At 37.9% G+C, this 20235-nt stretch carries 15 protein-coding genes, 2 pseudogenes and 1 CRISPR repeat array; of the genes and pseudogenes, 7 read left to right on the top strand and 10 right to left on the bottom strand.

Annotated elements, in window-relative coordinates; translation table 11 throughout:
- Positions 1-19: 19 nt before the first annotated feature.
- Positions 20-1598: direct repeats of the CRISPR family, unit length 37 nt; unit sequence GTTTCAATCCTAGTTTCTGTGGATTCGGTATTTGAGG.
- Positions 1599-1787: 189 nt separating this feature from the next.
- Genes cas4 through Q0L00_RS18635 form a run of 8 tightly spaced genes read right to left on the bottom strand, consistent with a single transcriptional unit; the run spans position 1788 to position 10381 of the window.
- Positions 1788-2363, bottom strand: coding sequence for a CRISPR-associated protein Cas4 (gene cas4 / locus Q0L00_RS18670; RefSeq protein WP_297338414.1), 576 nt, complete (start codon positions 2361-2363; stop codon positions 1788-1790).
- Positions 2363-2653, bottom strand: coding sequence for a CRISPR-associated endonuclease Cas2 (gene cas2, locus Q0L00_RS18665; RefSeq protein WP_297338413.1), 291 nt, complete (start codon positions 2651-2653; stop codon positions 2363-2365). The genes cas4 and cas2 overlap by 1 nt, the downstream gene beginning before the upstream one ends.
- 12 nt (positions 2654-2665) lie before the next feature.
- On the bottom strand, positions 2666-3664 hold the full coding sequence (gene cas1 / locus Q0L00_RS18660) for a CRISPR-associated endonuclease Cas1 (protein WP_297338412.1): 999 nt from the start codon (positions 3662-3664) through the stop codon (positions 2666-2668).
- Positions 3665-3666: 2 nt separating this feature from the next.
- Positions 3667-4350: a CRISPR-associated endonuclease Cas6 gene (locus tag Q0L00_RS18655; protein WP_297338411.1), complete on the bottom strand. Its 684-nt coding sequence runs from the start codon at positions 4348-4350 to the stop codon at positions 3667-3669.
- A 5-nt stretch (positions 4351-4355) separates the two neighbouring features.
- Positions 4356-6773: a CRISPR-associated helicase Cas3' gene (cas3, locus tag Q0L00_RS18650; protein ID WP_297338410.1), complete on the bottom strand. Its 2418-nt coding sequence runs from the start codon at positions 6771-6773 to the stop codon at positions 4356-4358.
- Positions 6754-7539 (bottom strand): CRISPR-associated protein Cas5, encoded by a 786-nt coding sequence (cas5, locus tag Q0L00_RS18645; protein ID WP_297338409.1) that lies wholly within the window; start codon positions 7537-7539, stop codon positions 6754-6756. The genes cas3 and cas5 overlap by 20 nt, the downstream gene beginning before the upstream one ends.
- A gap of 4 nt (positions 7540-7543) precedes the next feature.
- The gene (gene cas7b / locus Q0L00_RS18640; RefSeq protein WP_297338408.1) at positions 7544-8539 is read right to left on the bottom strand and encodes a type I-B CRISPR-associated protein Cas7/Csh2; all 996 of its coding nucleotides are present in this window, start codon (positions 8537-8539) and stop codon (positions 7544-7546) included.
- A gap of 12 nt (positions 8540-8551) precedes the next feature.
- Complete coding sequence (locus Q0L00_RS18635) at positions 8552-10381, bottom strand: TM1802 family CRISPR-associated protein (protein WP_297338407.1); 1830 nt, start codon at positions 10379-10381, stop codon at positions 8552-8554.
- 298 nt (positions 10382-10679) lie between these two features.
- Here Q0L00_RS18635 and Q0L00_RS18630 point away from each other — a divergent pair, with 298 nt between their 5' ends.
- The 3 genes and pseudogenes from Q0L00_RS18630 to Q0L00_RS18620 form a co-directional block, all read left to right on the top strand.
- Complete coding sequence (locus Q0L00_RS18630) at positions 10680-11000, top strand: hypothetical protein (protein ID WP_297338406.1); 321 nt, start codon at positions 10680-10682, stop codon at positions 10998-11000.
- A 55-nt stretch (positions 11001-11055) separates the two neighbouring features.
- Positions 11056-11277 carry a helix-turn-helix domain-containing protein gene (locus tag Q0L00_RS18625; RefSeq protein WP_297338405.1) on the top strand — a complete coding sequence of 74 codons (222 nt, stop codon included), beginning with the start codon at positions 11056-11058 and terminating at the stop codon, positions 11275-11277.
- A 246-nt stretch (positions 11278-11523) separates the two neighbouring features.
- Positions 11524-12066, top strand: a pseudogene (locus Q0L00_RS18620) (IS30 family transposase); the annotation flags it as partial.
- A gap of 456 nt (positions 12067-12522) precedes the next feature.
- On the opposite strand, the gene Q0L00_RS18615 reads toward Q0L00_RS18620, so the two are convergent.
- Together Q0L00_RS18615 and Q0L00_RS18610 are read right to left on the bottom strand one after the other, a co-directional pair.
- Entirely contained in the window at positions 12523-14970 is a 2448-nt protein-coding gene (locus Q0L00_RS18615; protein ID WP_297338404.1) for a S8 family peptidase, read from the bottom strand.
- A gap of 11 nt (positions 14971-14981) precedes the next feature.
- Positions 14982-15950 carry an AAA family ATPase gene (locus tag Q0L00_RS18610; RefSeq protein ID WP_297338403.1) on the bottom strand — a complete coding sequence of 323 codons (969 nt, stop codon included), beginning with the start codon at positions 15948-15950 and terminating at the stop codon, positions 14982-14984.
- Between the two features lie 193 nt (positions 15951-16143).
- Between Q0L00_RS18610 and Q0L00_RS18605 the strand changes: the two genes are divergently transcribed.
- From Q0L00_RS18605 to Q0L00_RS18590, 4 genes and pseudogenes are all read left to right on the top strand, one after another.
- Positions 16144-17193 (top strand): helix-turn-helix domain-containing protein, encoded by a 1050-nt coding sequence (locus tag Q0L00_RS18605; protein ID WP_297338402.1) that lies wholly within the window; start codon positions 16144-16146, stop codon positions 17191-17193.
- 488 nt (positions 17194-17681) lie between these two features.
- A pseudogene (locus tag Q0L00_RS18600) lies at positions 17682-17816 on the top strand (tyrosine-type recombinase/integrase); the annotation flags it as partial.
- A 110-nt stretch (positions 17817-17926) separates the two neighbouring features.
- Positions 17927-18742, top strand: a complete 816-nt coding sequence (locus Q0L00_RS18595; protein WP_297338401.1) for a DUF4393 domain-containing protein — start codon at positions 17927-17929, stop codon at positions 18740-18742.
- A gap of 164 nt (positions 18743-18906) precedes the next feature.
- Positions 18907-19887 carry a toll/interleukin-1 receptor domain-containing protein gene (locus Q0L00_RS18590; RefSeq protein ID WP_297338400.1) on the top strand — a complete coding sequence of 327 codons (981 nt, stop codon included), beginning with the start codon at positions 18907-18909 and terminating at the stop codon, positions 19885-19887.
- Positions 19888-20235 lie beyond the last annotated feature (348 nt).

The following is a 20235-nucleotide window of genomic DNA, read 5'->3' as shown; positions in this document are numbered from 1 at the left end:
ATTATCGCCACCAATACGGGTTTCAATCCTAGTTTCTGTGGATTCGGTATTTGAGGCCATTAACTGGAACATTATCTCCTATTGCTTTAATTGGTTTCAATCCTAGTTTCTGTGGATTCGGTATTTGAGGCTATCTAGGACTTCCATAGGTCTCAAAGAAGCCTAGTTTCAATCCTAGTTTCTGTGGATTCGGTATTTGAGGATACCTCTCTCATCTCTTTGATTTTTAAGTTCTTCAGTTTCAATCCTAGTTTCTGTGGATTCGGTATTTGAGGTTGCGGGACTTGCGTAATTATCGCCACCAATACGGGTTTCAATCCTAGTTTCTGTGGATTCGGTATTTGAGGTCATTTATTCCCGAACTTAGAAATTTGTCGGGATTAGTTTCAATCCTAGTTTCTGTGGATTCGGTATTTGAGGAATTATTGAAAAGTCAATTTGAGGCTTATCGAAAAAGTTTCAATCCTAGTTTCTGTGGATTCGGTATTTGAGGCCACAAAGGATCATGCTGAACCAATGGTGCTTGAGTGTTTCAATCCTAGTTTCTGTGGATTCGGTATTTGAGGCTATCTTCTTTTTATCTTGACTACCTTTATAACTAGAGTTTCAATCCTAGTTTCTGTGGATTCGGTATTTGAGGCTTTACTCGCACCCTCTGCACCGCCCGAAAAATTAGGTTTCAATCCTAGTTTCTGTGGATTCGGTATTTGAGGAATGTGGCTACTCATAGACTTGGAGAAAAACGATTTGTTTCAATCCTAGTTTCTGTGGATTCGGTATTTGAGGTTGAGAATTATATCGGTGGTGACTTTGAAGATTTTTGTTTCAATCCTAGTTTCTGTGGATTCGGTATTTGAGGATATGGAAATCACTAGAGACCAATATGAGAAAGCTTGTTTCAATCCTAGTTTCTGTGGATTCGGTATTTGAGGTCTACGATGGAAAGAATATGATCAAATCTCGAAACGGTTTCAATCCTAGTTTCTGTGGATTCGGTATTTGAGGAAGCTGTCCCTATGAGGGCAGGTTGTGCGAGTTGCTGTTTCAATCCTAGTTTCTGTGGATTCGGTATTTGAGGTGGATCAGGATGGGACACTCCATCACCAGCTCCACATGTTTCAATCCTAGTTTCTGTGGATTCGGTATTTGAGGCTATGATGACAAGGTCACCATTCTGCCAACCTCCAGGTTTCAATCCTAGTTTCTGTGGATTCGGTATTTGAGGTACACTGTATCTGTAATCACTGTATAAGATGAAGCAGTTTCAATCCTAGTTTCTGTGGATTCGGTATTTGAGGTTCGGAAGAGATTGGGAGTAAGGAAGTCCATTTGCTGTTTCAATCCTAGTTTCTGTGGATTCGGTATTTGAGGTTTTCCTCGATCGATTCAGCTTCTTGCGCTTGTTTGTTTCAATCCTAGTTTCTGTGGATTCGGTATTTGAGGCAGGAATGAACGGATCTATTATTCCTACTCACAAGCGTTTCAATCCTAGTTTCTGTGGATTCGGTATTTGAGGTTAACCGTAATCAGGCATTCACCTTAAAATCTCTTAAGGAGGACCGTTTCAATCCTAGTTTCTGTGGATTCGGTATTTGAGGTTGATTGCTATCGCAATACACTCTATACCAATGATATATAAGTTTTTTAATCCTGATTTTTTCCTAATTTTCATAATGTCAAAGAACTTATTTTTATCTATTCTTATACATTTTCCGTATTGATAAGTCTCTATAATTCTGTAGTTTAGGGCCTGTTTTTTGCCCAGCTTAAATAAAATCACACTCGGATCACTGGATACAGATGTTTTTATAGGTACAATTTAAACAACGCTGCTTAAATTTCGTGCCTTTTGGGAATTGATTTTTTGAAATTATCTCTGCCATAGATTCCATACTTTTCAAAATTTGGCTTTTTGACTCTTGATCAATAGGCACTTCTATCAGTTTGTTGGAAGATCTGGTATATACCAAATATCCCTTTTTCACTGTTCCTCTAAAATTCTCCTCAATTAATACAGCATAACAAACCAACTGCTGCCTGTAGGTATCATATAATCGCTCCTTCCATTCCGCAAATTTATAATCCAATGGGGCATAACTGCCGTCTGCCAACAACAGTACTTCGTCCACCTTTCCCCTTAATCCCTCCATCGTCAAATACTGGTCTTGCCACTTTTCTACTGCTCCAATTTTCTTTCTGAGATAGCCTTTGTTTCGTTCCAACTTTTCTTGATGGACATCTCTGCCTCTCTGAACTTTATGAAATTTATCCTCAAACTGGGGTATACGCAATACGTACTCAAAATAGGTAAACCTTGCACAATACAAGTACTCAATAATCTGGGATGGATAGAAACTATACATTAGAAAAACAGGGATCTTACTTCGTCAGTGATGAGTTTTTCGTCAAATGCCTGTCCAAGCATAGCACAGCCTTTCAACTCATCCTTGCTCATATTGAAAATATATACTTTGTCGATTTCTTCATCAATCAGAGATTCTATTTCAAGTTGAAGACTGTCTTTTTCATTCTTATTCAACGTCCCGAGAAAGCAGGAATATTGCACCCGATAAAGCCCTGTATGTTTACAAACCTTGGATACTTTAGTCCTGGCTTTGTCATTTTTAATGTCATATAAGACCCATACGATCATTGGTTGCTTATTTTATACTTTTTCTATCAGTGTATTGGCAAATTTGTGAGCCTCCATCTGTAAGGCATTCATCCGGGTCTGATTACGACCTGCATAGCGGGTCTTTTCACTGTCCAAATATTCCAGATAGGGAGCCACAAAAAATGCCTTACCCTCGGCATTCAAAGAAACTGATCCCTTAAACTCATCAAAGAAGGCTTTATTGATCTTCTTTCCTGAAAATTGTCTGAATACAAAGCGCTCAGCATGAATTCTGTAGGGTTCTATGTAATCAAAGACCAAACTTTTCATATTGTAATCATCCCGGTGCATAAACCCCACATAGGGATCCAAACCTGCTAGCATTAAGCCCCGCTCCACTCTGCTGTATAGAATGCCATAAGCATAATTCAGCATAGCATTAAAAGCATCCTTTGCCGGCCGGAAACTACGCCCCTTAAATGTAAATGGATCTGGGATGCACAATGCCAGTGCCTCAAAATAATGCCTGCCTGCCGAACCTTCCCAACCTCGGAGACTTTCTGACACCTCTTGAATCGTAGCCCCCTCTACTTCGGCTATTTTGTTTTTAAGCTCCAAAATCGAGTTGATTCGGTGGTCTAATTTTTCCTGAAAATTTGGCCGGTGTTTCTTCAGGTCATTCAGAAAATCTGCCTGGTTCTCAAGTTTTTTTACTAGCCAGCTTTTTATATAGCTAAGCCCTTCTTCATTCAGTGAAACTTCCAATTGTCGCTTTCTGATTTTGGTCGTACTCCCCAACTTGCTGTGCCAAAATCTCCCCATGGGGTGACCATCTTTTTCCACTACCACGATATCAATATTGTGCCGAAGTGCCAAAGCAATGGCATCGGTGGTAATAGCTGCGCCTTTAGAGACTATAAAAGAGGTGATTTTGTGGGCTGCAATATGGTTGATTTTGGCAGGCTTAGTTTTATCTTCCTTTACTTTGATCTCAAACATATCATCTTTGACATGCAGGTAGGTTCCGTAAGTGTTGATAAAGATCTGCATAGCTACAATTTTTTTACCGTGCCAAAACCTCTGGATACTGACTTACCAAGCCCCAATCCCTCTGGGATATGGGCATTAATCACAAACTGTCCTATAAAAGCAATCATGGTATTATCCTTAAACTTGGTGGATTTTTCCTGAAGCTGGGTCATGGCCATCAGTCGTTGTTCCGGATTAAGCATAATATCCATATTGGAGAATAGGCTCAATACATGACCTACAATGATACTGTTCAGCATTTTCTTTCTTTCTGCCACACTGGCCAAGGAAATGTATTTCCGATGATTTTCCTGATTCAGTGCCATCCAAAGTGTTTCAAAACTGTAGGACTGTAGCTCCTCAGAGAATCCGATCTGCTGCTGGTTATGCTGGATGTTTTTGCTTGAGATGGGGTAGGTGATTCCGTCCAGATGGATCTCTTTGATTTTCAGGAAAAGCTGGGGCAATAAACTGGCTCCTTCTCCAATCCCTATTAGCGTGGGTACTTCATTCAGGACTTTATATTGGACTGAAGGATATCTGTAGCGCAGACTTCCATCCTCGTAATGGTTGTGCAAAATTGGGGAGTGCTCCTTAAACAGGTTACCAAAATAACCACGCAGCTTATGAGCATCCCGGGTTAGGAGTTTAATTTCGGGGAATTGGATGCGGGTAATGGGGATCTTATTTTGGGCTGTAACAGTCATTTTATTTAAAATGAAATGGCTTGGTTTGAGGCTTCATTATTTCGCTTAAATCCTGTGAATTGGTCATAATAAAACGCAAAATCATCCGGTTGAATCCAAAAAATATCATCCGAAAGTTTCACATCTTTCTTCAGTTCAATTGATTTATCTAAATAATTCGGTACCGCAATAATCCTCTGATTAAAATTCCTTTTAAAACTTTTGTCGAATGTCGCTTTGTCTAGCTTACCAAGAAGTAAAGATTGATAGGCTTGCCGTGCTTCTGTGGCCTCAGAATCAAACGGTGATTCCACAAACACGCTAATGCCCTTGTGACTTTCTTCTATTATTTTAAAATCGGAAACGGTTGTGTGCTTTTTAGGTGAGGAAGAAGGAAAAGCATATTTCAAATTCTGCATGGCCTCAAAAACTTCCACAGAAAATCTAAAATCTGTCATATTTTCACAGGAGACTTCATCAAAATAAGCCTCAACCATTTGCTTATAGTCTTTTTCTTCTATTTCTTTTTCTCCTAATGCTTTACGTGCTTTGATATTTGTTGCAACACCATATATTTTTTGACAATCTCCAAAATCAACAATGTATAATGGAGATCCTTTTCGGGCTTCTGAGTTTTCACGATTTATTCGTCCAGCTACCTGAACTATAGAATCTACTGGTCCTAAATCTCGAAATCCCATGTCAAAATCTAAATCAACTCCTGCTTCTACCACTTGGGTGGAAACAAGTATGCAGGACTTTTCCTCTAAATTTCCCTTTATTTCTTTGATTCGTAGCTGTCTTTCTATTGGAGTAATATTGGTAGAAAGATAAAACAGCGCTACATCTGGATAGCCTTCTAAAAATTGCTTTAAGGCCTCATATATTTCAATAGATCGACTGACTTTATTCACTACCACAAGACAGCTTTTTCCAAAAGTCCAATAATCTTCGAAAAGCTTCAAGAACCCTTCAGATTCTATACTTTCAGAAAGTAAAGGAATGATTTTAGTTCTATTAAAGCATTTGAACACTGCTTCATCATTCTCTAAAATATTAAGAGGTATAAATTTAGCACTATCAATCTCTATATCAAGTTCCCGCACCATAAGTTCAAAAATCTTTGGTTGAGTAGCCGTCATAATCAAGATCCTGGCGTTCAGAAATTTAGCAGCATAAAAAAGAGCGGCACCAATTATCGGCAGTTTTTCTATAGCTAGTGTTTGTACTTCATCTAAAATAATAATCGAATCAGCAAAGTGTCTAAATTTTTTTAACAATTTATTTCGGTTACCTATCAGGGTTTCAAAAAGTTGGACAAATGAAGTGATCACCACATCTATTTGCCAGGTATCCCACGACATCTGTTTTTGGGAGTAAGAAGATTCCTCATCTGATAGCTCATTTTTTTCCTCCCCTTCTTTTCCAAATATATCAGCATACTGATAATGCCCCATTACTTTTCCCTTGCCTAGAGTTTTTTCATACTCATTAAGAGATTGTTCTATGATGTTGATAAAGGGTAATCCGTATATAATCTGAGGTAAATAATTTTCTTCTCTTGCGATATTCGCTCTTAATTTTAGAACGAAATCAAGAGAGGTCATAGTCTTACCTATCCCGGTAGGTGCGGCTAGCGTGAAAATTCTTTTATCTAGAATATCTTTTCGTTCTAGGGTACGAACAACTTCAGACCGTACGTAATTTCGTAATTGATTCTGGGACATTTGATGCAATTCCAGATCTGGAAAAACAGGTTTCCCAAATCGATCATCTACCGCCGCAGATGGTAAATTTTCAGATTGATAAGAAGTGGTGTCGGAAGCATCTAATTTATCCGCTTCAATAAGCAAGGAGAAAAGATAATTTGTAATAAAGTAATGACCAATTGAAGTCTGTTTTCTTAAAATCTTTTTATAAAGGGTATGTAATCCCTTAGGCGTAGATAATTCAATTTGAGATTCATCAAAGCGGGAGAGTTTGTTTTTTAACTCTTCCAAGCTTGTCAGTGCGCTCTTCTGTTTAAGAAAGATCTCAGGTTCTTGAATTCGGGTAGAAGAGTTGTCAGGGAAAAGAACCAAATCAATGTTGACTAAATTGCTATGGTGCATTTTTATTAAATAAAATGCCATAAGGGACATCTCAGGGCTTGGATAGAAATAATTAAATGCCGCATGCGCACCAAGGTTAGAATGTGCCTTTAAATGAAGTTCCGCTTTTTCTGGATTTAAAAGGTAGGTTTGAAAATAGGAGGTGTATTTACCCAAATCATGTAGCCAACAGACTACACTGATCAATTCTGTGATGTTTAGGTTAGCATGAAATGAGACCCTTGGAGAAAGATGGTTTAGGGCTTTTGTATGTACCCCATTTAAATGATCTATCAGAAATTTGCTCCCTGATCTTTTTCCATTTTCTTCTTTACTATGTGAAAACACCTGCATATTCCAGAAATTGAATATTCTCTACACTACCGTTCGCTTCTAATCTATAATAATCTCCATTTAGGATTACCCGAATCGGGAAGTTTTTGGTGGCAAATAAGACCCGATTCATCCGGTATAACTCCCGCCCTTTTTCTCCTCCTATAAAATCAGCTGGTAGTAATTCTTCTTCAATATGATTAAACCGGAATTCTGCATCATCAGGAAAATCGAGTTCCTCAACTTCATCGCTGTTGCAAGCAGAATGCATAAGGAGCCAATCAGAATTTCCGCTTAATTTTATGCCTTCGAAAACCTGAACGTTAGTTATAAATGCGGAAAAGCCCGCAATACCTAGACTTAAATTAAATTGTCTTTCAGAGTTTGACAGTGATTTTTTTAATGACTGGTACAATGTTTCATCTATACCAGCAGAAATATAAATTCTGTAGGCAACCATTCCAGATTTTAAATCATGAGCAGTAACCACTTCTAAAGGAGTTTGAATTCGGCCATTCTTTCCTCCAAAATCACCTGAGCCAGTTATTTTAAGGTAATTTACTCGGTGAAATGATTTCTTTAAATCTGATAAAACACGAATGCCCACTTTAAGATTTTCATGTCGAAAACGCTCATAATAGGAATCCTTTGGTTCACCCAAAATGGCAGCTAGAATTCCAATAGTGGTAGTACGCGGCGGAATTGAATAACTCATCGCCGTATTATTCCCATGAAATTTCCTGAAATGCGCAAACTTCCCTTCAATATCTAATGAAAGCACTTCCATAAGATTAGGAATTAAAAGAAATGCCTTCTACAGTTTTAATTATTACGTCTTTAATAACGCCTCCTTTGTGGTCAGTTATGAGCTTTTCCAAAGCAGAAAAATCGACCATCAAATCACTGAAACTCCTTACTTTCTTAAAATCTCCAACTTCAGCTTTTGGCTCACATTTCACTAAATTTCTTAAATCACCAAAATGACCATTGTGGTACCCATCATTATAAATGATTTCCAGGTAGAGTTTTGGGTACTGATTTAGCTTGGATCGAGTCGGTAATGATGGAATAGCACTCCAGATACCATCACGGAATTTTTCCATGTCACGATCTGAAAGCCCAGTAGTTTTTGCAGCATGCTTATTCACAACTCCATGAAAAGAAAGCAAGCTGTAATGTACTCGGTAATCCTTACCAAATGTGCTGCTGTCATCATTCATAATTGTGACAATGGAATTGGAATCAATTTGGTAAACTTTGTTTAAAGAATAGCCCCAATTTATTTGTACCGGGCCAGTGTAGGCCCTGGTAAATTCCTTAACGGCAAAAGCACTCCCAAAAAGGCGGATATCCAAAAAGGTATCACGGACTAGTTTCTCCAAAATAAAGTAATTGAGCTTTTTATTTTTCTTGGTTTGTAGGGCTTTAAAAACTCCTTCACTGTCTTTCTTTTCTTTAATTACATCCGCATAGGCCTTGGCCATTTCCTCATTTCCTTCAAAAAACTTTGCGGCTTTTGATGGGTCTGCTAATAATTTTTCGACAACCGCTACAAACTTGGTATCTGGATTAACTTTGGTTCCCTCTTCCATCGCCACAAATACATCAAAGCCTTCTTGCATAAAATAATCACGAATATAGCGCTTCAATCGTGTGTCAGTGACCAAGTTCGTTTGGGTGTCATAATCCATTCTGGGCTTATTTTCCTGATCAGGATCCCCGTTGGGATTACAATTGATTGCTTCGTAAAGGAATAGAAAATCGGAGTTGTTTTTAATTACAGACATGATTTAAATAGTTTAGTTGTTGTCGGGTTTTGTTAAGCCAAAAGAGTATCCTGCCATTAGGTAAAATACATTTTGTTCATTACTCAAATTCCATTGTTTTTCATTAAAGTTCTCTCTGAATCTTGCAAAATTTCCATCGGTTTCGCGGTGGAGACTATACTGTCTTACCTTTTCTGATAGTTCCAAACTAAGCCTAATTATAGACTGGACATCCATCCCGTTAAAATTGATTTTATTCAACACGGGCTTAGATTCATGACCTTTTTTATATTGGGCATAAGCGATTGTTGACAAGATTCTTCCTAGGTAAAACATGGTTTTTTCACTTGTCCCATATCCCATTTTTTCAAAAAAGTTGTCAATTCTTTGCTGAAAATCAGGTTTAACCTCCTGATTTTCCAATGGTTCTATTTCCTTCTTTTCCATAGTTATTAGGTTAAGTTTCTTTAAAGCATAGATTAAAGCCGAGTATTTAAAAACTGCATCTTTGATAGCAAAATCAAAAGAATCGTTCTTCCTTATGTTTGGGAATGCAGCATATCTTCCGTACCAATGGCAAAGTGCCAGATTGGTGAAATGACCGAACAAAAAGTTAGAATCAATTTCCCTCTGCTCCAGAATATCTTTGAAAAGATGCAGTGCAGGATTGTTTTTGGATTTATTACTGTCTCTGGTAGGAATCATGTAATAAACAGACTGGAAGTTAAAGGGGTGTTTACTGCCAATATACTCTCGGAATTCGCTTTCTGTGTTTGCTAATACTTCGGTCAATTTCTTAAGATACCTACTATTTACATCTTTGATATGGTTCATTACCTTGAAGGAATTGCCATCTGACTCAAAAGCTATGTAATTCAGCCAAAATAGACTGGTATCAGGTAACTCACGCTCTACATCTGCTTCTAAGCTGTTGTATTTAAAAAGCAATTCTGAACTCCTATCCAAAAAAAGCTCAGTTTCTTCTATATCAAATTCATCAAGATCTTTATGCAGAAAGTTTGGAACGACTATGTGAGTTATCCCTGCAATTCGGGTTTGTAATTTATTCAGCGCATATTCAGATGCCTTATCAAGTGCTGCCAGGGTCGGTTGGTTTGTCTGAAAGTTTTTTCTAAAATCCACGAAGCCTGAAGCATAATTTGAGGCTGTTGTTTGAAAAATCTTATGGATATTATAACGTCCTGAAAAATTAGCTTCTTTAACATCACTGATGAAGTTTCCGCTTACATAATCAATCCCTTCTTGACCCCTTCCTTGAGTGCCAAACTTTTCTAGAACAAACTCATCATATCCATCTAATTCAACGAGTTTAATTTGAGCGCTATTATTAATTTTAGCCGACTGGATTACAGAATAGAATAGAACTACTTGATCATCTTTTCCAAAGCTCAACTCTTTCTTGAATAAAGCTATATCAAGCATTTGTCTTTCGCTTGTTAGATTCTGATGAATCTCCGATAACGCTGTATAAATCGGCTTAGATACAAATTTAGGATATTCATCTAGTGTACGGAGCATTGTCCCAAGATCGCCCGATGTCTTTCCGAATAGAGTTTCCTCCAGCATGGTGAAGTTTTTAGGCTCTACTGTCAGTGCACATTTTTTTCCTCTCCTTCCCCATAATTCAGTATTTAGATAGCGAAACTTGATACTTGAGTCTTCTGGTTTAAACCTTGAAATCTGATCTTTCAATATTTTAATGCGACCATTATCGCAATCAAAAAGTATCGGACAAACCCAATTGGTATTGGCATCACTGTATTTGGGTTCCGATGTGAGTTGCGCCCAAACCCCTTTCCCGTCTAGAAGTTGTTCCCCGATTTTGCTTAATGTTGCCAGCATTGATTTGCTTGTTTGCTTCAAAAGCCAACCTAGGAATTTCAGAATTAATATGAAATACCCAGTACTGGGTATTTTTTGGGTTTTGTCAGTAATTGGCGGAGTTTTTCATAAGTTTTTTGGATTTCCAACCGTATTTTTTGCTTTAATTGGGTTTAAACCTTGGAATTAACTGACGTTTTTTTAAAAAACTAGATTAAAATGGTCGAGTTACTTTGGGAGTACCCTCTGTGTTGATAAAGCAACACTAATCATAAAGGTTGATGAACTTGAAAAATTAAGAGAACTTCAAGTAAATCACTTGGTAGCAATTCAAAGTTCTAAAGCGGGACAACATTTAGTCGGTATTATAAACCGTATAACTCGTAAGGCATCTGATGAAGAGCAACCAGTCGGAGATGATTTAGGCTTAAATAATTTTCTTTTTACCGAAAATATTTTGAAGATAAATTTGATTGGGACTTTAATGAACAAACACTTACCTATGAAGAAATGTTGGCTATGCTACTTGATAGAAGCGATAGTAGTGCTCCAAATCAAGCAATGCTATTTTCAAAAACAGTATTTGCTGAAAAACAAAATCACCCAGATTCAAGTAACTAATGAAACACTAAAGATTTAAGGAAAGGAAGCCTAGGCTTCCTTTCCTTAGGCTGAATAACTAAATTAATGTTGTTATGCAGAAATTCAATCATCTCAGCCCAGAACAAAGGTACCAAATCGAAATTTTAATCAAAGCCGGAACCAAGCAAGTGGAGATAGCCATGCTCATTGGGGTCCATAAAAGCACCGCAAGCAGAGAACTCAAGCGGAATACCGGAAAGCGTGGACCTCATGCCAAAGCATATTCAGCCAAGATTGCGATGGATCGAACTAAAGAACGCCATCGGTTGAAATGAAAGAAAATCCGGTTTACAGAACCGCTAAAAGAACAAGCTAGAGTATGGTTGGAACAAGGTAAACTCAGCCTCGAACTCATAGCTGCTCAATGGGAAAAAGAAGGTCAACAAGGAGTCTCCCATGAAACTATTTATGACTGGATTTGGAAGGCTAAAAAGAGCCGTCATTCGAGTTTGATTCAGGACAGAGGCCTGTACAAACATCTCAGACACGGCAAATGAAAACAAAAAGGGGGCAATTACAGGCAAAATAGAGGCGTTATCAAAGAAAGTGTATCGATCGACCAAAGACCTGACATCGTTCAAAACAGGGAACGATTAGGAGATATAGAAGTAGATTTAATGATGGGTAAAAACCACCAATCTGCCTTACTAGTCATGACAGATAGGGCTACTCTAATCACTATCATGGACTTCCTCCCTTCAAAAGAAGCAGAGCTTGTCAAGGCCAAAATCGAACAGCGCACGGAGTGGATCGGATCCAGCTGGATCAAAACCTGCACATTCGACAACGATATGGCTTTCGACTTGCAACATGAAATAAGAGACAAATTTGGAATCAAAACTTTCTTCACAAGACCTTACACTTCACAGGACAAAGGAACAGTAGAAAACAGAATAGGACTGATTAGAGCATTCCTTCCTAAAGGAACTGATCTAAATGAAATCACCGATCAAACCATCGCAGAAATAGACCAAAAAATCAACAACAGGCCTATAAGAAAATTCAACTACTTAACTCCTAAAGAGAAATTATTATCTTACAAACGCGTTGCACTTATTTCTTGAATATGGCAAAGATAAATTTAATATTTTTAAAATAAACGGTACGAGCGGATGCTTTACTTATGGGGATGGCTCGTAAAACAACTTTCTAAAGCGTTTGGATCAAAAATATGATAATAATTTTCTAAAAAGGTCTGTTGATAATTATATAGAGATATGTCATAGTCTTGAATATCCCAACACTAGTAATTATTGGCTATTCTATTCCCTTTTTCAATAGAAAAATTGACAAAGAAATTCTTGATACAATGGAAAGTCTAAGGACAATTTACATCCAAGACATGTTTCCAGATACTATCAAACAAAGATTATTTCAGCTAATTTCAATATCTGAGCAAAAAAGTATAAGGGTGGAATACTCAAATGACCTAAATCAATTTCTCATCCCTTATGAGCTTTAGTAATTCCAATTTTGAAAAAAGCCAGTTCCTTAATTTGCTTTTTAAGCATCAGCACCCCTTAAGTAAATATTTCAGCACTTACCTTCAGTTCATTCAAAATAGGAGTCAGTAAATCTTCTGATTCAGTTTCGATACTAATGATCAAACTGTATCGGACGGATTGGGTGAAACGTTTATGTATGGGTCGGTTTTTCCACCAGCCTCCGGTGGGAATAATTGCCAGTTCGTTTTTTGTGGCCAGATCAGCTGCATTTCCTTTCCATATATCCCGATGGATTGAACCTTTATCTCTAATCTTTTGCCCAAGAACCCATCTTTCTCTTCCTTCAGTTTGGTATTCTCCTTCCAATGCCTCTCTAGCTTCCTTATTAATTCGAGCTAAAAATGCCTCGGAGGACTCATTGGCATCCTTTAGTTTGAATCGAAGTCCATGTGAAGCATAATTACTCGCTTTTGAATATCTCTTATTTCCCGGGTTAGGTTCAACAAAATAGGAAAGTGTGACATTAAGTTTGATTGCTGAATTACCCATTTCAAGTAATAATTCTTGGGGCCAAGGCAATGTAAAAACATGGCATTCATTAGATTGAACCCTTCCATCTGCAAACACATATGGCGTCAAATACTCCTGAACAATTAAGGAAACCGAGTTCTGCATGGTATAAATTGCCGACGGCAAAAAAGGAACTCCATAACCCACACTTCTGAGCAATTTAATTTTCTCATCCCTTGATAGGTCCTCGATATTCCTGCCTCTAAGCATTTGATCGGTCCATTGCGCCGAGTGAACCATAAGGGCTCGTACAGTTTCCGGCCAATAATCTGGATAGGCATCCAAAACAGCTGCACAAAACTTTGTTGCGAATGCCGTGGCAGCGGAGGTTTCACCGAAAGCTGTAAAAGGAGACCTGGCAAGCCCTCCCTTTGAAATACTCAGAGGAAATAAGGAGTCTGGATCACACAATGCATTATTCCATACTGCCGCATTTCCTCCCTCAAAAACCACTTCAGGTTTGATTGCCCATTCCTTATCCCATGAGTCACTGGTTGTACTTGAAGGAGCTAAATCACCTCTCTCAGCCAATAATGTTGCACTCGGGTATTTTGTATAATCAATTCGATCTTTAAGCGTATAGGCTCCAACAGAAACGGCATTAAAAGCCTGAGCAGGAGTATGGATAGAGTACTCAAAATTAGAAAGAGGATACTCAAGCCACCGGAAATTGGGAATATTTCCTCCTGAAACCAGAATTAGGCGTTTCCAATTTTCTTCTCCAAAAGCCAATTTATCGACAGTGGCGGACCAAGAACTTGGTTTTCCTAAATGCGAATCTCCATCTGCAGTTATGGCCATGCTAAAAATTCTCTGAGAAAATGAATTTGAGGCCTCTGCTCTTGCGATGGCTTCTTCGGTGATTGGCCCATAAAAATCCGGATCTGTTGGGTGCGCTGCGTGAATGATTTTCACGCTCTCCAATCGATGAAATATTCTGATCTGTTCTCTACTTAACAGAGCTTCTGTCAAGTCTCCAAAAAAGATTATTCCTGTCATGGGTGTTCCATGACCTGGACCCGCCCAACTGTCATCGGTACCCCAAGATGGCTCGACAGTATCCAGTGAAATAATTGATTTTAAATTTGCTAGGAGTGGATGGTTTTCATTGATTCCGGCATCCAATAAACAAACTGAAATTTGGGGATCTCCCTGAATAGTTAACCTTTGTGCCAAATCAGATATCCAAGAACGTTGCTCAGTAATATCCATTGCAGTAAATGAATCAGCAATTTCTACCGGCTTTCTCAATTCATCAAGATACTGGGAGTAGAGTAGAGAAGCTGAAAGTTGTCTGGAACTACCTTTTACCAAAATGACCAGGTGTTCAGGAAAATTCAAAACTCTTGAGGATACCTGAACCCTTGCTGCTTCCAGCATTTCATTAATTTCCGAGAATACCGATTCTGAGGAATTATTAGTAATATCTAACCAGACTTCCCACCAGACCTCTTCATCCGGTTGAGGAAAAGGAAACTCAGGTTCTTGCCAAAAGGCTTTTAAAGTTGAATGGTAAATTGACTCGATATTAGATAATAGACTAGCATTCTTGGGATTTCCTTTGCTAGTATTTTTTTCAGGCTGCGAATAGGCTGCTACTTTTGCTAGAAATTCTTTGACTCCTTTCTTAGAGAGAAATATCGAGCTAATAGTTTTGCGGCTACCTTCTTCCCCTATTTCCTTTATGTTGGCGATTCTAATTTCACCTGCTTTACCTTCAAATTTAGATAAGTCCAAATCAAATCCGGCAAAGGTTTCGAATTGGACGTAAACAAAGTCCCCAGGTTCTCCTTCCCAAAATTCAAGAAAAGCTGAATTAAATTCATCATTTAGCTTTCTACCATGAATGACCTGATCAACATTTTTGTTTGTGGTAAATCTTCCTGAACCATGTGGTGTAAAACTTAAGGGCCTTGCTTTATTGTCAAAAAAAATATGTTTAAAAAAACTCATTCAATATTAGTTTAATAGTCCTTCTTTCTTGCCTTTATATAGTCAATAACTTTTTTCTCCTTAATCTCTGTTTCTCCATATAGAAGGGAATCCTTCCAGATGTCTTCACATATTTTGTGTATCTCGGCGTGACTGAGCCCAAGCGATAATTCAGAAATTCTCCTAAAATTTATATTATCGCCAATTCCGATTTCAGCAAATTTGGATTTAAAAACTTTTTCAATTTGATCTGAAGTTGGATTCTCGTAGGTGATAATATCATCAAATCTCCGGAATAATGCTGAATCTAGGCTTCCTGGCAAATTCGTTGCTGCAATTATCAAGCTATTTGACTTATCTTTCTCAATCTGCAATAAGAAAGTATTCAACACCCGCTTTATTTCTCCAACATCCTGAGAATGAGACCGTGTGCTGCCAATACTATCAAACTCGTCAAATAGGTAAACAGCCCTAAAATCCATCATTGAATCAAAAATCAATCGAAGTTTTGCAATGGATTCACCGAGGTATCGACTTATTAACCCGTCAAGTCGGATGACGAAAAGAGGCAATTCAAGTTCACCCGCTAAAGCATGGGCAGTCATTGTTTTACCAGAGCCCGGAGGCCCTACCAAAAGCAACTTCCTTCTAGGCTGAAGATTGTAGCTTAGAAGTTTATCTAAATGTCTCTGTTCATGAATCACCTTCATCAGAGAATCTTTCAAGGCTTCTGAAAGAACCATGTCCTTCAATTTTAATTGTGGACTGACTAGCTCAAGCAAGTCGTTAAGCTCCTTCTGAGCTGCATTGACTGGCAGCCGTTTAACAACTGATTTGGAGGATTTGCTTTTGTCAATAAGCTTCTTTAGTTCTTCAGCCAATTCTAGATGACCTTTTCTAGCCTCTGAAGCAGCAATTTGCATAGCAGTAGCATAGAAGCGAGATTCATCACCCTCTCCAAAAGATTTAATCAAGGACTTTATTTGTTCCGCTGCTGCCATTTTCAAAAATCAAAACAATTTTAATTCAATACCAAAGCAAATTAATTCAATATGTTTCAAGCTACCATATAAAACAAGAAATCTTTTACAGAAGGTTGAAACAAGTTGACAAATATGCTTTAATAAACACCATTTGTCAATACAAATCTATAAGTTTGGATTTTATATCATTTAGAGTTCAATTAGCATACTAATGAAGAATTTCTCAAGCCGCCTCAAATCAGCCCGCCTGATGAATGGACTTTCCCTCCAAGGCTTGGCTGACAAAATCAACAATCGAATAACCAAGCAGTCCCTGAGTAAATACGAGTTGGGACATGTCATCCCCGACAGTGAGATGATCGGAATCCTATCTGAAGCCCTGGGAGTACGACCGGATTACTTTTTCTCCGATCAGGTTTTGGAAATCGATATTCAAGGAAATGACAAATTGAGCCTATTCACTGCAAAGGAGCGAACCCGTATCGTGGAAATAGCCAAAGATGAATTGGGCAGATACCTGGAACTCGAGCAAATTCTGGGAATAGAAACTCGGTTTGAAAATCCACTTAGCGGTATTTCAATTCAGTCTTTTGAAGACATTGATAATGTAGCGCTCAGGCTACGAGAGATATGGTGTTTGGGCACCGGACCGCTTTCAAACGTAATTGAGCTGTTGGAAGATCACCATGTGAAGGTTCTGGAAATAGAATCCACCGAGGAGTTTGACGGATTTTCTACTTGGGTCAATGGAAAAAGCATCCCTTTGATCGTCTTAAATAAGGCTAAGTTAAATGATGCCCCCGACCGGAAGCGATTCACCGCCTTACATGAATTGGCACATTTGATTTTGGAGGTGAATCACCTCCCCGAAAAAGAAAAGTTCTGCCACGCCTTTGCGACTGCCATGCTGATTCCCGAAGAACGGCTTAGAATCGAACTGGGTGGCAGGCGGAGCAAACTTTCTTTCCATGAATTGGCAGCCATCAAGCAGCAGTATGGTATTTCCATGCAGGCCTTGGTCTATCGGGCCAAGAACCTCGGCTTGATCTCTGACAACTATTTCAGACAGTTTTATGCGGTCTTTAATCAATTGGGCTACCGCAAAAATGAGCCTGTAGCCTATGAGGGAGCGGAGCATTCCAACCGCTTTTCCCAATTGCTTTTCCGGGCTTTGGCAGAGGATTTTATTTCCATGAGCAAAGCAGCCGCATTGAAGAATCAGGAACTGGGAGAATTCAGAAAGGAAAATATGGTCATCTAATGCGAGTAGCGGTTACAGATGCCTGTATTTTTATTGATCTGATTGAGTTGGATCTGGTAGCGTCATTTTTTAAACTTGATGTAGAGTTGAAAACGACGGAGGAGGAATCCTATTTGGCTATAAAATTTTTGCCAGCTTATTTGGCAACAGAATTTTTGTCATCCAAAAACTTCACTCGGGATTGGATATCCAATCCAAAAAACACCTCTTTAATCTTATTTTTTTCAATTCCATCCCAAAAAAATCCGACAAACCTTGTCAAAATCACACATTTAGCCTTAAAAATACCCAGTACTGGGTATTTTTTTAATAAATATTTCCCCTTTCTTGCCGTAGTAAAAACTGGCCGAAGGACAAAAGACAATATTTAATGCTGTTTAAATTCTGGAATCCTTCAGCGATGAAACTGAGATAAACATCAATTGCAAATTGTTAAGGATAGTAGGTTGGGATTCCAAATAAACAAAGGAGCAACCAAAATTTGACTACTCCCAGAGGGGGTAACAGACCTACGATTTATTCAAGAATTATTAGGACATAGCAGTAGCCGGACGACTGAGTTATACACTCATGTATCGCAGAAAACACTGGAAACAATTAAAAGTCCCTTTGATGATTGGTGAAATTTAAAGCAACCAAAGGTGAACTCAAGCCCCGTTTCTGTAAGGTTGAGTTGATAAAAAGTAAATAAAAAAGTAAGTTGGCAGCCATTTTAACAACATTTTATAAATGTATGATAGAAGAAGGAAAAGAGATTGCAAAAACAATTAAGGATGTTCCAAGAATACTTGAGTTAATCTACAAAGATCTTGCTCAACCGTCTGTCAAAAAAGTTGGAAAAGCACTCGGTACCGTATTTGAGTTAAGCAATACGATTTTGCTCCCGGTGAAACTTATGAATGAAAAAGTGCTGCTTAATTACGAGAAGCATATGAATTCTTACAAAGAAAAATTGAACGAGATACCGGAGGAAGAGATTTGTGAGGTGCCTCCTGAAATAGGCATTCCTATTACAGAAAAACTAACGTATACTACGAATGACGAAATAGCTGATTTATTCACTTCACTATTAACAAAAGCTTCTAGTGAAAAAACGATTAATCAAGCGCATCCGAGTTTTGTCCAACTTATCGAGAGGCTGTCCGTTGATGAGGGACAGATTATAAGATACCTCAAAGGAAAGGCGGAAATACCATGCATTTCTCAAAGGCTTCACCAGAAGGACAAAAAGGGCTATATAGAAGTAAAAAAAAGACTAACAGGGATTGAGGTGTATCTTAGACTAACTTTTCCGAGGAATATCAAGACATATTTGGATAATTTAGAGAGTATGGGAATCATTTCAATTGACCCTTCAGTTCACAAAATGGATAACAAGTTGTATGAGCCTCTTGAGATGATTTATAAATCTGCAATGGCGCAATTTGAAAAAGAAGAAATGAAGGGATATTTTCAGAAAGTGGAGTGGAAAAGAGGTTTTTATGAAATAACCGATTTTGGACGTCTTTTCATTAACGCATGTACTTTTGGGAAGAATAAACCAAAATAGAGACCGAACGAAACGGCTGCCAACACAGTTTAAGAATCATTGCCAGGTTTCGTGCTACTTTTGTTTAACTTCTATTTCAATGACATTTTGTGCTTGGGATAGTGGATCTCTAGATCACGGGAACGCTGCTTATATAAACTGTTGTGCGCAATTAAAACAAAAATATGGCAAAAATTTACCTTTCTTATCAACATCAAGACATTGAGCTAATCAAGAGAATTGGTGAAGATTTAAAAAGCCGAGGACATTCAATAATAATGGACGAAACCATTATGAAAGTTGGTGTGGATTGGAGAAAAGAGCTACTGAATGAATTAAAAAGTTCTGAGGGACTACTTGTATTAATTACTAAAAACAGTTTAAACTCGAAATATGTTATTAGTGAAATAGGCACAACTAGAGCATTTATTGACGAAAATGAAAACAAAAAGTTTTTAATTCCTGTAGTTTACGGAGACATAGAAATCCCTGATTTTATTAAGGATTTGTATTGTATAAGACTTTCAGATGACAATTATGAGGAATCGATAAATAGAATAGATTCTTCTATTTCTAGTTTCATTGGAAAAAAAGAAGCTTTTGAGGAAAAAGCTTCTGAAGAAAGAGAAATTATAGAAAGAAAAGCAGCTGATTATATAAAAATAGCCACTGATGCTTTAAAAAAGAGAGAGAACCAAAATAAAGCTGTCGCTTACTTATGCTACGGTATCGGATTTATGACACTAGTTTCAGGTATATTATTCGCAGTTAATGGACTAAAATCAATTTCAGAGGTTACAGAAACTATTGAAGTTACGCCAAACATTGTCTGGATAACTATTATTACTCTACTTCTAAAAAGTGTCATAATAATTGGTTTATTATTGGCTTGTTCTAAATACACTTTTACTTTGGGAAAATCGTTTATGCACGAAGCTTTGAGAAATGCTGACAGACTACACGCTATTTCTTTTGGAGAGTTTTTTATTAAAGCCTACGGAGACAGAATTTCGTCATACAATGAAATAAATGAAATCTTCCAAAATTGGAATATTGACAAGTCATCTTCATTCTACGAACTAAATTCGGATAGTTATGACCCAAAATTTTCAGAAAACCTTATTGATGTAATTAAGTCACTAACAGAAAAAATTAAAACAAAATAACTGCACACAACAACTAGGTTTTCGTTGCGTGCGGAGCACAGCTTGTCCCGATGATAATCGGGAAACAATGAAACCACGGTTGCACTGCCTGCCCCGTCCCGATTTATCGGGATCGGGGGAACTGGTGAATTTATTAGAAGGTTTGAATCTGAATTTGAAGGATCGGATTCAAAACTTTTAGACTTTTCCCAGTACCCACCCCAAAAAAATCCGACAAATCCCGTCAAAACCACCTATTTTCTACTAAAAATACCCAGTACTGGGTATTTTTTTCTTGGAAAAATTACTTTTCTGTATCCACCCGAGCAACCCCGTCTTTGCTTAGTTTGATTTTTTATTAATGAAAAG

The sequence above is a fragment of the Algoriphagus sp. genome, from assembly GCF_024305035.1.
GTDB lineage: Bacteria > Bacteroidota > Bacteroidia > Cytophagales > Cyclobacteriaceae > Algoriphagus.
Note: the sequence above shows the minus strand (reverse complement) of the source record. Positions and strands in the feature narration are given on the sequence as shown.